At 71.5% G+C, this 11,786-nt stretch carries 10 protein-coding genes; 2 read left to right on the forward strand and 8 right to left on the reverse strand.

What is annotated here, in order from left to right; all coding sequences use genetic code 11:
• Nucleotides 1-7: 7 nt before the first annotated feature.
• Complete coding sequence (locus ACZ607_RS18865; protein WP_469735897.1) at nt 8-1,321, reverse strand: ABC transporter substrate-binding protein; 1,314 nt, start codon at nt 1,319-1,321, stop codon at nt 8-10.
• Nucleotides 1,322-1,465: 144 nt separating this feature from the next.
• Between ACZ607_RS18865 and ACZ607_RS18870 the strand changes: the two genes are divergently transcribed.
• Nucleotides 1,466-2,797, forward strand: a complete 1,332-nt coding sequence (locus ACZ607_RS18870) for an ROK family transcriptional regulator (protein ID WP_469735899.1) — start codon at nt 1,466-1,468, stop codon at nt 2,795-2,797.
• A 90-nt stretch (nt 2,798-2,887) separates the two neighbouring features.
• Here ACZ607_RS18870 and ACZ607_RS18875 read toward each other — a convergent pair whose 3' ends face one another.
• Nucleotides 2,888-3,955, reverse strand: a complete 1,068-nt coding sequence (locus ACZ607_RS18875; RefSeq protein ID WP_469735902.1) for a LacI family DNA-binding transcriptional regulator — start codon at nt 3,953-3,955, stop codon at nt 2,888-2,890.
• Nucleotides 3,956-4,166: 211 nt separating this feature from the next.
• Between ACZ607_RS18875 and ACZ607_RS18880 the strand changes: the two genes are divergently transcribed.
• Nucleotides 4,167-5,447 carry a transglycosylase family protein gene (locus tag ACZ607_RS18880; RefSeq protein ID WP_469735904.1) on the forward strand — a complete coding sequence of 427 codons (1,281 nt, stop codon included), beginning with the start codon at nt 4,167-4,169 and terminating at the stop codon, nt 5,445-5,447.
• On the opposite strand, the gene ACZ607_RS18885 is transcribed toward ACZ607_RS18880, so the two are convergent.
• From ACZ607_RS18885 to ACZ607_RS18910, 6 genes are all read right to left on the reverse strand, one after another.
• A complete protein-coding gene (locus tag ACZ607_RS18885; RefSeq protein WP_469735906.1) occupies nt 5,417-6,556 on the reverse strand; it encodes a DMT family transporter in 1,140 nt (379 codons plus the stop codon). The genes ACZ607_RS18880 and ACZ607_RS18885 overlap by 31 nt on opposite strands.
• Nucleotides 6,557-6,777: 221 nt before the next feature.
• Nucleotides 6,778-7,233, reverse strand: coding sequence for an ATP-binding protein (locus ACZ607_RS18890; protein ID WP_469735908.1), 456 nt, complete (start codon nt 7,231-7,233; stop codon nt 6,778-6,780).
• Between the two features lie 99 nt (nt 7,234-7,332).
• Nucleotides 7,333-7,776, reverse strand: a complete 444-nt coding sequence (locus ACZ607_RS18895; RefSeq protein ID WP_469735910.1) for a response regulator — start codon at nt 7,774-7,776, stop codon at nt 7,333-7,335.
• Nucleotides 7,773-9,398 (reverse strand): sensor histidine kinase, encoded by a 1,626-nt coding sequence (locus ACZ607_RS18900; protein ID WP_469735912.1) that lies wholly within the window; start codon nt 9,396-9,398, stop codon nt 7,773-7,775. Before ACZ607_RS18900 ends, ACZ607_RS18895 begins: the two co-directional genes overlap by 4 nt.
• The gene (locus ACZ607_RS18905) at nt 9,395-10,654 is read right to left on the reverse strand and encodes a PP2C family protein-serine/threonine phosphatase (RefSeq protein ID WP_469735914.1); all 1,260 of its coding nucleotides are present in this window, start codon (nt 10,652-10,654) and stop codon (nt 9,395-9,397) included. Before ACZ607_RS18905 ends, ACZ607_RS18900 begins: the two co-directional genes overlap by 4 nt.
• Nucleotides 10,655-10,773: 119 nt before the next feature.
• On the reverse strand, nt 10,774-11,670 hold the full coding sequence (locus ACZ607_RS18910) for an RNA polymerase sigma factor SigF (protein WP_469735916.1): 897 nt from the start codon (nt 11,668-11,670) through the stop codon (nt 10,774-10,776).
• Between the last annotated feature and the right edge of the window lie 116 nt (nt 11,671-11,786).

The raw sequence follows: 11,786 nt of genomic DNA on the forward strand, positions 1-11,786 counted from the left end.
GAGAGCCTCACTGCTGCATCGTCTGCTGGGCCTTTTCGAGGCGCGCCTTGACTGTTTCGGTGGTGACGGGCTTGCCGGCCGCGGCGTCCGCGAACAGCTCCTTGACCGCGGTGCCCACGGCCGTCTCGAACTGCGACTCGTTCGGCACCTGGGGGAGCGGGGCGGCGCTGGTGGCGAGGGTGTCGCGCAGGACCTTCAGCTCCGGCGCGGCGAACGCGGGATCCGACTGGGCGGCCTTGACGGGCGGGATCGACCCGTAGGTCTTGCAGAGGATCTTCTGCTCCTCGTCGCTCGTCATGAACTTGACGAACTTCTTCGCACCGTCGATGTTCTTGGTGTTCTTGAAGACCGCCATGTTGATGCCGGCCACCATGGAGTTGGTCTGCTTGCCCGCGCCCGGCGCACCGGCCGGCACGGGGACGGGAGCCACGCCCCACTCCTCCGGCTTCATGCCCTGCGAGGCGAAGGTGGTGGCGGCGGCCTGCCACAGGACCATGGCGGTCCGGCCCTTGGCGAAGTCCGTCAGCGACTGGTTCTGGGCGTACTCCGCGTTGCCCGGGGCGATGATCTTGTCCTTCGCCATGAAGTCGACGTACTGCTTCACGGCGCTGACGGCGCCGTCGGAGGTGAAGTCCGCCTTGCCGTCCTTGTCGAAGAAGTCCGCGCCGTGCTGCTGTCCCAGGACGAACGTCTGGTGGATGTTGTTGGAGAGGTTGGACCCCTCGGCGCCCAGGGCCCACTTGCCGTCCTTGGACAGCTTCTTGCCGTCCGCGACGAGCTGGTCCCAGGTGGCCGGCGGGGTGGTGATGCCCGCGTCGGCGAACATCTTCTTGTTGTAGTAGAGGGCGTACGACAGCGAGTAGAGCGGCACCGCCGCCGGGGGCTCGCCCTCCTTGCCGGCCGAGGCGACCGCCGAGTCGATGAAGCGGTCCCGGCCGCCGATCGCCTCGAAGTTCTTGTCGTCCCAGGGAAGCAGCGCCCCGGTGGCCTGGAGCGACGCCGACCAGGTGTTGCCGATGTTCAGCACGTCCGGGCCCTGACCCGACGTGGTGGCGGCGAGGATGCGGTTCAGCAGGTCGGCCCAGGGGACGACCTCCAGCTTCACCTTGATCCCCGTCTCCTTCTCGAACTTCTTCAGCTCGGGAGTGAGGATCTTCTTGTCGGCCTCGACGCTCGGTCCCTGGTTGGACGCCCAGTACGTCAGGGTCTTCGGCGACTCGTTGCTGCCGCCGGCCGACGAGGTCCCGCCCCCGCAGCCGGTGACTCCGGCGGCGACGGATATGGCGAGGGTGACGGCTGCTGCGGCTCTGAGGTGGCGCATGAAAGGTGGCCCCTTTCCGGGGAGGGTGCGGGTTCGGGATCCGAACGACCCTTCCGCTCTTAATTTAAGATGTGATTTAAGAGCTGAAGAAAGTGCGCGTCAAGAGCCCGGACCGGGGTATGTTGCCGGGACGAAGGGAGCAACATGGCTGAGCGCAGCAGACGGACCGTGCGTGACCTGCGAAGGGGCAATCGGGCGCGGGTATTGCAACGGTTGTATTTCGACGGCCCGCTGAGCCGTCAGGAGCTGGGCCCCGCGACCGGGCTGAGTTCGGGATCCATCAGTAACGTGGTCGCCGAGCTGGCCTCCGAGGGGCTCCTGGAGGAGGCCGGCGTCGTCGACTCCGACGGCGGGCGCCCCCGCACGCTGCTGAGGATCGCACCGGGTGGCGGCCTGTTCGTGGGGATCGACATCGGCGAGACCCGGGTGCGCGTCGAGCTCTTCGACCTCTCACTGACGGAACTCGCCCGTACCGACCGCCTGCTGGCCCAGCACGGATACGACGTCGAGCGCATCGTCGGCCATGTCAGGTCGGGGGTGTCCGACGTCCTGCGGGACGCCGGCGCCGACCCCCGCATGCTGCTCGGCATCGGCATCGGGGTGCCCGGGATCATCGAACGCGACGCCCCGGAGCCCGCGGGCGGCCCCGGCGCGGTCGTGCACGGCCAGACCATCGGATGGAGCGCGGTCCCCTTCGAACGGCTGCTCCGTGAGGTGGTGGACGTGCCGCCGGAGGTGCCGTTCTTCATCGACAACGGCGCGAAGACGCTGGGACAGGCCGAGATGTGGTTCGGCGGCGGCCGCGGTGCCGGCGCGGCCGCCGTCGCCCTGATCGGCTCAGGGGTCGGCGCCAGCGTCAGCCGGGGGGACATCCTCGACGAGGACCTCTCGAACGCGGCCCTGGAGTGGGGCCACACCACGGTGCAGCTGCGGGGCCGCCGGTGCCGATGCGGCTCCATAGGCTGCCTGGAGGCCTACGCCGGTGCGGAGGCCATGCGGGAGCGCTGGCAGGAGGCCGGAGGCCCGCTCCCCCTGGACGCCGACGACGAGACGGCACTCGCCGCACTCCTGGAGGCCGCCTACCCGGGACCCGGCGGCCCTGCCCCGGACCCGGTCGCGGTCTCGATCCTGGACGAGACGGCGGAGTGCCTGGGCGCGGCCCTGGCCGACCTGGTCAACCTCTTCCTGCCCGAACGCATCCTGCTCGGCGGCTGGGCGGGTCTGCTCATCGGCCCCCACCTCCTCCCGGAGATCCGCCGGTACGCCCGGGAGTACGCCCTCGAACACGCCGTGGCCCGTACGACGATCGACCTGGGCCACCTCGGCCCGGACGCGGTCACGGTGGGCGCGGCGACCCTGCCCCTGTCCGACTTCCTGGCCCGCGGCGGCACCCGCCCCGTGCCCCAGCCCCTCCGGAGCGTGGCGCCGGCCCCGGACCGGGTGACACCGGGCCGCAGCAGGACGGCGGCGGGCTGAGCGGCAGGGTGGCGGCAGCGCCGGAGGACCTCCCGGCCGCTCGCGCCGAGCCCCGCCACGCGTCAGCGCGAAGACCCCGGGCCGGGCGTGCTAGGCGGAATCCCTGACGACCAGCACCGGTTCGAAGATCACCGAGGTCGCCGGCCTGTCCGGTGCGGCGAGCCGGTCCAGCAGCAGGCCGGCCATCTCCGCCGCCATGTCCTCCACCGGCTGCCGCACCGTGGTGAGAGGCGGGCGGCAGGCCGAGGCGGCGCTGCTGTCGTCGAAGCCGATCACCGCGACATCCTCGGGCACCCGCTTCCCGTGCTCCCGCAGCACATGGCACGCGCCCGTCGCCATCAGGTCGTTCGCCGCGAACACCCCGTCCAGCCCCGGGTGTTCGGCCAGCAGCCGTTCCATCGCGGCCTCGCCGCTCTCCTGGGTGAACAGTCCCTCGGCGACCGGGGCGCCGGCACGGCCGTGCTGTGCCATCGTGTCCCGGAACCCCGCGAGCCTCTCCTGCGCCGCCGGTATGTCCAGCGGCCCGGTGATGGTGGCGATCCGGCGGCAGCCACGGGCCAGCAGATGCTCTGCGGCCAGCCGGGCGCCGTCCCGGTGGGCCAGGTCGACGTAGCTGATCCGGGTCGGCCGGGCCGGGCGTGCGTACAGCACCGCGGGCAGCCCGGCCTCCGTGATGAGCCCCGGCAGCGGATCCCGCGCGTGGGTCGACACGATCAGCGCCCCGTCGGCACTGCCCTGACGCAGATACGCCAGCACCTCGTCCCGGGCCCGGGAGGTCTCGGCGAACATCAGCACCGGATGCATCCCGCGCGGCCGCAGGTAGTTGACGATGCCGGTCACCACCCGGCCGAAGAACGGGTCGGCGAAGACCTGGGCCGTGAAGGACCCCTCCTCGGCGGGCCCCTCCCCGTCCGGCTCGCCCCCCGCGCCCGACACCACCAGGGCCAGGGCGTCCGTACGCCGGGTGACCAGGGAGCGGGCCGCGCGGTTGGGTGTGTAACCGGTGACCGACACCGCCTGCCGCACGGCCTCCTGGATGGCGGGGTCGACGTTGCGCACCCCGTTGATGACCCGCGAGACCGTCGCGCGCGAGACACCGGCCGCCCGCGCCACGTCCTCCAGGGTGGGCGCCGCGCCGGGTGATCGGGGTTCCGTCATGAGGGCCTTTATAGCATCAGGAAGAGGCGGGGATAGAGCGCTCTCCCAGGGTGCTCGAAGAGGTCAGGTGGCGGGTGGCCGTCCTGCCGGACGGGGTGGTGCGCCGGTGCGCGTGGGAGGCCGGTGGCAGCTGTTCCCTTGTCACCGGCCTTCGTAGGCCCATAAGTTGGCCGCTTGCGACGTGTCCTACTGCCAGTGGGGGAGCCTGATCATGGCCGCGAACGGACGGCACCGCAGATACCAGCCCAGCCGGATCAACCGTGCCTCGCTCACGGTGACGGCGGGAGGCGCGGGGATCGCGCTCCCGCTGCTCACGGCGGCCTCGGCAGGGGCCGCCTCGACCGATGTGTGGGAGAAGGTCGCCGCCTGCGAGTCGACGGGCAACTGGCACATCAACACCGGCAACGGCTACTACGGGGGACTGCAGTTCACCCGCTCGACCTGGGACGCCTACGGTGGCACGGCCTACGCCGCACGGGCCGATCTGGCGACCAGGGACCAGCAGATAGCCGTCGCCGAGAAGGTCCTCGACGGGCAGGGCCCGGGCGCCTGGCCGACGTGCTCCGTACGCGCCGGACTGAAGCAGGGCGGCGACGCACCCGCCGCCACCACCCCGAACGCCCCTCAGCACAAGGCGGCGGAGGCCCGCCCCGCCAGGAGCGCGGCCACCGGAAGCACGGCCGCCACGAAGGCCCGGGACGCGGTGGCGGCGAAGACCTCCCCGACCGCGGTGCCCGGCCCACGCGAGTCGTACACCGTCGCACGGGGCGACTCCCTCTCCGGCATCGCGTCGACCGAGCGGGTCCAGGGCGGCTGGCAGCGGCTGTACGCCGCCAACCGCACCGTGGTGGGCGCCGACCCCGACCTCATCCTCCCCGGACAGCGGCTGACCCTCGACGTGGCCGGAGCGCCGACGACCGCCCCGAAGCAGAAGACCGCCCCCAGGGCCACGGCACCGAAGACCACGGGGAAGGCCGCGCCCGCGAAGACCGCCACCCCGAAGGCCACGGAGAAGGCGGCCCCGAAGGCCGCCCCCAAGCCGAAGGCGAAGCAGCCCGCGGCCCCCGCCAAGAAGGCGTCCAAGCCGCGGTCCGCCCTCACCGCCCCCGTGTCCGCCCGCACCGGAACCCCGTACCACCAGGCCGGTTCCTGGTCCAGCGGCTACCACACGGGCGTCGACTTCCCCGTACCCACCGGCACCTCCGTGAAGGCCGTGGCGTCCGGGAAGGTCGTCTCGGCCGGCTGGGCGGGCGCGTACGGCTACGAGGTCGTCATCCGGCACGGCGACGGCAGGTACAGCCAGTACGCCCACCTCTCCTCGCTCCATGTGCGCGAGGGCCAGCAGGTCGGCAGCGGCCAGCGGATCGCGCGCTCCGGATCCACCGGCAACAGCACCGGCCCGCACCTGCACTTCGAGATCCGCACCGGCCCCGGCTACGGATCCGACATCGACCCCCTGGCCTACCTCAGGGCCGGCGGCGTCAGCGTCTGAACCGTCCCGGCCAGGTCCTCTAAGTCACCCCGGCGGGCGGGCTGCTTGCCGCCGAACTCCACGCGCCCGCCGCCGTGGTCCAACGGGAGGGTCAGCGGCAGGGAGAGCGCGGCGGGCCCCGGAAAGGGGGCCGGCAGCACCGCCGTGCCCTGTACCCCCGCGGGTTTCGCCGGCTCGGGCAGCGCCACCTGCCGGGGCACGTCCGGACCACCCGTGTGCCGCTCCGGCGTACGCTCCCCGGACTCAACCCGCTCGGACTCCGCACGCTCGGACTCCACCCGCTCCGCCCCCACGCGCTGCGTGGTCAGCAGCACCAGACCGGCCGCCGCCAGCGCCCCGCAGGCGAGGGCGAGCAGGGTGCCCGTCATGCCGTGGCGGAACTGCTCCCCGAACATCGTGAGACCCACGGCGGCCGCCACCACCGGATTGACCACCGTGACCGTCGCCAGCGGCGCCGCCAGACCGGCCCCCCGGTACGCCGCCTGGGAGAGCAGCAGCCCGGCCGCCGCCAGCGCCGCGATCACCAGGAGCGTCGGCAGCCCGGACGTCACCGAGCCGGAGGTCCACTCCACGGCCACGGTCTTGGTGAACACCGACGCCATGCCGAAGGCGACACCCGCGCCGGTGGCCAGCACCACGCTGCGCGGCATCGGCCGGTGCAGCCCCTTGGCGAGCAGCAGGACGGCCACCACGGCACCGGCGGTCACGGCCGCGAGCAGGAGCTGTTCCGGCCCGGCCAGCGTGTGGGACCCCGCGCTCCCAGTGAGGGCCAGCAGCCCGGCGAGGCCGACCGTGGCCATCAGCGCACCGCGCCAGGCCGTACGCCCCGCCCTGCGGCCCACGAAGAGCGCCGCCATCGGCAGGGCGAAGACGATCGTCAGCGCCCCGAGGGGCTGTACGAGGCTGAGAGGCCCGTACGCGAGCGCCACGACGTGGAGGACCGCTCCCACGCCGTTGAGGGCCACAGCCACCCACCAGGCGCCGTTGCGCAGCGGTGCGTAAGGGCGGCTGTCACCGGACGCGGCCACGCGCTCCTGGACGATCGCCCCGGCCGCGTAGGCGACCGCGGAGACCAGTGACAGCAGCACGGAAAGCGCGAGGGAACTCATGTACACCACGATGTCCCGTCGGAGCCGCCGCGTCGTCGTCCCTGAGGCGGCGATTCGGCGTACTGCTCCGGTAGTACGTCCATCCCTTCAGGGTCCTCCTCCTGACGGTAGTCCTCCTCGCCCGAAGGCTCAGAAGTTCGCCGGAGAGGTGACGCACCGCCGCCGTCCCGACGCGCCGGGTGTCCGAGGACGTGACGGGCCGGAGGCCGGCGCCGGGCCGATCAGGTGCTGAGCATGAACTCGGCGCGGATGCGCTTGCCGACGGGCACGCGCTCGGCCGTGAGCCGGTCGCAGAGCGCGACCACGATCTCCATCCCGTGACCGCCGAGGCGGGACGGGTCGGGGGAGTAGAGCACGGGGAGCGCCGTGCTGCTGTCGTACACGGTGACACTGATCCGCCGGGCGTCGCCCTCGAGCTCCAGCATGTACGGACCGTGGCTGTAGCGGTCCGCGTTGGTGATGAGCTCGCTGACCGCCAGCATCAGATCGCTGCGGGTGTGCTCGCCCAGGACGGCGAGCCACTCCGCCACGAGCCGCGCCAGGAAACGCTCGGCCAGCGCGCGGGCCTGCGCGATGCATCCGGGCTCGCCGTCGAACACCTCGGCGGTGAGCAGAACCTCGGTGGACGGGGGCCCCTGCAGGGGATCGTCCGGCCGTGAGGTGGCCTGTTCGTTCATGTACTCCAGCCAGGGGCGCCGCAGGGGAGGTCGTCGACCTCTTCTCGCCGTTCGTCTACCCGCGTCGAGAGATCCCACTCCGGGAGATCTCTGCAGATCTTACGGACGCGGAGGGAGCCGGACCACGCTGACGAAGAAGTCGTCGATCTGGCGCACCGCACCGATGAACTGCTCCAGGTCGACCGGCTTGGTGACATAGGCGTTGGCGTGCAGCTTGTAGCTCCGCAGGATGTCCTCCTCGGCGGAGGACGTGGTGAGGACCACCACCGGGATCAGTGCCAGCTCCGGGTCCGTCTTGATGCGCTCCAGCACCTGCCGGCCGTCGTACCTCGGCAGGTTCAGGTCGAGGAGGACCAGATCCGGACGCGGCGCGTCCGGGTACTCGCCCTGGCGGTAGAGGAAGTCCAGCGCCTCCTGCCCGTCGCGGACCACGTGGAGGGTGTTGCGGATCTTGTTGTCCTCGAACGCCTCACGGGTCATCAGCTCGTCGCCGGGATCGTCCTCGACGAGCAGGACCTCGATGGGCTTGACGGCGTCGTTCACAGGGGGTCTCCCGACCGGGGGGTGAGGGCGGCGGGGGCGAGGAGCTCCGCCGTGGTGTGTGTGGGTGCCTCGGGGAGGACGGGCAGGGTGAAGTGGATCAGTGTGCCCTCGGCCGGCTCGGGGTCCAGCCAGATCCGGCCACCGTGGAACTCGATGATCTTGCGGCAGAGGGAGAGCCCGATCCCGGTCCCCTCGTACTCGTCACGGGCGTGCAGACGCTGGAAGATCACGAACACCTTGTCCGCGAACTCCGGCGCGATGCCGATGCCGTTGTCGGCGACCGTGAGATGCCAGTCGTCGCCCTCCCGGACACACCCGACGGTGATCCGGCACGGCACGTCGCGCCGCCGGAACTTGACCGCGTTCCCGATCAGGTTCTGCCACACCATGGTGAGCGACGTCGAGTCGCCGAGCAGCTCGGGCAGCGCGTCCTCGCGTACGACGACGGCTCCGGACTCCTCGACGATCAGGGTGAGGTTGGACAGGGCCCGGTCCAGCGCCGCTTCGAGGTCGACCGGTTTCCAGCTCTGCTGCACCCGGCCGACCCGGGAGAAGGTCAGCAGGTCGTTGATGAGCACCTGCATCCGCTTGGCGCCGTCGACCGCGAAGTCGATGTACTGCCGTCCGCGGTCGTCCAGCTCCGCGCTGTAGCGCTTCTCCAGCAGCTGGCAGAAGGACGCCACCTTCCGCAGCGGCTCCTGGAGGTCGTGCGAGGCCACGTAGGCGAACTGCTCCAGCTCGGAGTTGGAGCGGCGCAGCTCCGCGGTCTGCTCGGCCAGGAGCGTCTCCCGCTCCTGGGACTCGGCCAGCTCGACGGCCAGGCGCCGGCGCATGTCCTCGGCCGCGGCGGCCACCGCTCTGACGTCGGAAGGCCCGTGGACCTCGATCCTGCTGTCGAAGGAGCCCTGCCGCACCCTGCCCGAGGCCGCGGTCAGCGCGGCCAGGGGACGGCCCACCATGCGGTGCAGCAGCAGACTCAGCGACACGACGGCCAGGACGAAGCCGAGGATGAGGGCGATCAGCGCACGGTCGCGGGTGGTGCGCGCGTCGGACAGCTCGGCGCGAGCGGTGTCACGCGCCTCGTCCAGGTGCTCCTGCTGGGCGGTGTACAGAGCGCGCAGCGCGTCGAACTCCGCCTTGCTCCGCGCGATCGGGGCCGAGGACGCGCCGGCGGGTCCGGTCGCGCGCACCGCCGCGATCAGCGGCTCGGCCCGCAGGGTCCGCCACTGCTGGGCGGACTCCGCGAGCCGGTCCAGGTCGTCGGCGAACGGCTGCTCGCCCCCGGTCAGCGAGCGCACCCGGGCCAGCCGCTCCTTCTCGGCCCGCATGCCTTGCTCGTAGGGCTCCAGGAACGAGGGGTCACCGGTGAGCGCGTAACCGCGTACCCCGGTCTCCTGGTCGAGGAGCGCGTTCTGCAACTGGAAGGACGCCGAGCGGGCGGGCTGGATGCGGTCCACCAGCTCCGTGGTCCGGTCGGAGATCCGGGAGAGGACGAGCCCTCCCACGACGAGGCATCCGCACACCACCAGCACGAAGCCGGCCAGGATCAGATGCACCCAGTTCTGCACCGACAGCCGGGCTATCGGTCCGGGCGGTGAGGCCGCCGGTTCCTCCGTGCTCATGTACCTGCCTTCCAGCCCAGATGCAGAACGGCGACGTCGTCCGCCAGTCCACCGTACGGGGAGGCGCTCTCGGTGGCCTCGGCGACCAGCGCGTCGACGAACGCGGCGGGTTCCAGCGCGCCGTACTTGCCGGCCACGCCCAGCAGACCGTCCTCGCCCAGCCTGGACTTGGGGCCCGTACGCCCCTCGAACAGGCCGTCGGTGAACAGGACGAGCTCGCTGTCGGGGAAGAGCTCCAGCTCCGTGATCGTCCAGCGGCCCGCGCCGGGCAGCAGACCGAGCGCCATGCCCGTGTCGGGCTCCACCCAGGCGACCTCCGTGCCGCGCCGCACCAGCAGCCCAGGATGCCCGGCCCGCGCCACGAGCACCCTGTCCCGGCCCGGCGGGAACACGAGCGAGGTCAGGGTGGCGAACACATGCGGATCGGACCGCTCGGCGACGAGAATCCCCTCCAGCAGACCGATCTTCTCCAGCTGGGTGACACCGGTCAGGACCGCGGTGCGCCAGGCGACCCGGAGACAGACCCCCAGGGCCGCCTCCGCGGCGCCGTGCCCCGACACATCGCCGATCACCGCGTGCACCGCGCCGTCGGCGGTCTGCACCACGTCGTAGAAGTCGCCGCTCAGCAGGCCGTGCGCGCGCCCGGCCTCGTAGCGTGCGGCGACCTGGAAGCTGTCGTCCAGCAGCAGCGGGATCGGCAGCAGCGCGCGCTCCAGGCGGGCGTTCTCCTGGGCGATCAGACGGCTGGTGCGCATCGCGGCCGCCGAACGCTCGGCGTGCTTGCGCTGGAGGGCGTAGCGGACCGCGCGGCCCAGCACCTCGGGATCGATCCGGCCCTTGACGAGATAGTCCTGCGCGCCCTGCGCCACCGCCGACAGACCGGTCTCCGACTCGGCCAGCCCCGTCAGCACGATCACGGCCGCGTCAGGGGCCGAGCCGACGAGCTGACGCACGGCGTCGAGGCCGTTCACATCGGGCAGATGCAGATCCAGCAGGACACAGACCGGCGTACGGCAGTCCAGCAGGAAGCGCCGCGCCTCCGCCATCGTCTTGCACCACGTGAGCGGGGCGTCCAGCTCGCTGTCGGTGAGCATCTCCTCGACCAGGAGCGCGTCCCCGGCGTCGTCCTCCACCAGGAGCAGGACCGCGTCGACGTCCCAGACGGACACGTCCGTACCGGACAGCCCCCTCTGCTGCTCCGGGACCACGCCGGACCGGTGCACACGCGCAGAGGTGCCCAACGGCGAGTCGGCCACGCTCCACCCCCTAGTTGAAGGACGGCACGGGACAGCCACGGCCGTATCGGCTGGAAGCATATGTGACTGAGGCCCGGCACTCGGCCGGGCCTCAGTCGATCCGTGCGTACGCCGGGGGTTCAGGCCTCCACGCTCATGCCCGCGCGCAGGCGCTTGACGATCCTGCTGAGCAGACGCGACACATGCATCTGCGAGACGCCCAGCTCGGCGCCGATCTGCGCCTGTGTCATCTCCTGGCCGAAGCGCATCCGGACGATCTTGCGCTCCCGGTCGTCCAGCTGCCGCAGCAGCGGGGCGAGGGTGTGCAGGTTCTCGACGCTCTCCATGCCCGGGTCGTCGTCGCCGAGCAGGTCGGCGTAGGCGCGCTGGTCGCTGCCGGACTCGCTGTCGGCGTTCGGGGTGTCCAGCGAGCCCGCCGAGTAGCCGTTGGCGGCGACGAGGCCCTCGATGATCTCCTCCTCGGGGAGATCGAGGTGCACGGCGAGCTCCGCGACGGTCGGGTCGCGGTCGAGCTCCGCCGACAGCTGCTCCTTGGCCTTGGCCAGCTCGACGCGCAGCTCCTGGAGCCGTCGCGGCACGTGCACCGACCAGGTCGTGTCACGGAAGAACCGCTTGATCTCACCGACGATGTACGGCACCGCGAAGGTCGCGAACTCGACCTCGCGGGACAGGTCGAACCGGTCGATCGCCTTGATCAGGCCGATCGTCCCCACCTGGATGATGTCCTCGGTGTCGTCACCGCCCCGGTTGCGGAACCGCGAGGCGGCGAAGCGCACCAGGGAGAGATTCATCTCGATCAGGGTGTTGCGCGCGTACTGGTACTCGTGGGTGCCCTCCTCGAGGGCCTGGAGCCGGTCGAAGAAGAGCTTCGACATGGCCCGGGCGTCCTGCGGGGCCACCTTGCCGGCGTCCTCGATCCACGGAAGCGCGGCCGTGTCGGAACCCGCACCCGCCTCGTCGCACGGCGTGCCCGCTGTGCCGATCGCTTCGGTGGTTCGCACTGACATGGCCGTCATGGTGTCGCCCTCCCTGGTGAATCCGCGTGCAGTGACGGGCGCATGCCCCGCGATCCGGAACTCATGCCACCCAGTACCGAAGATTTTCCGGAAAATCCGCGGCGGGCCGGAAGAAG

This window comes from Streptomyces sp. NPDC104381 (assembly GCF_055583745.1).

What these genes read in the sequence shown, in the direction of transcription:
- ACZ607_RS18865 (WP_469735897.1), bottom strand. Translation starts at nt 1,321, where the DNA reads ATGCGCCACCTCAGAGCCGCAGCAGCCGTCACCCTCGCCATATCCGTC.
- ACZ607_RS18870 (WP_469735899.1), top strand. Translation starts at nt 1,466, where the DNA reads ATGGCTGAGCGCAGCAGACGGACCGTGCGTGACCTGCGAAGGGGCAAT.
- ACZ607_RS18875 (WP_469735902.1), bottom strand. Translation starts at nt 3,955, where the DNA reads ATGACGGAACCCCGATCACCCGGCGCGGCGCCCACCCTGGAGGACGTG.
- ACZ607_RS18880 (WP_469735904.1), top strand. Translation starts at nt 4,167, where the DNA reads ATGGCCGCGAACGGACGGCACCGCAGATACCAGCCCAGCCGGATCAAC.
- ACZ607_RS18885 (WP_469735906.1), bottom strand. Translation starts at nt 6,556, where the DNA reads ATGAGTTCCCTCGCGCTTTCCGTGCTGCTGTCACTGGTCTCCGCGGTC.
- ACZ607_RS18890 (WP_469735908.1), bottom strand. Translation starts at nt 7,233, where the DNA reads ATGAACGAACAGGCCACCTCACGGCCGGACGATCCCCTGCAGGGGCCC.
- ACZ607_RS18900 (WP_469735912.1), bottom strand. Translation starts at nt 9,398, where the DNA reads ATGAGCACGGAGGAACCGGCGGCCTCACCGCCCGGACCGATAGCCCGG.
- ACZ607_RS18910 (WP_469735916.1), bottom strand. Translation starts at nt 11,670, where the DNA reads ATGACGGCCATGTCAGTGCGAACCACCGAAGCGATCGGCACAGCGGGC.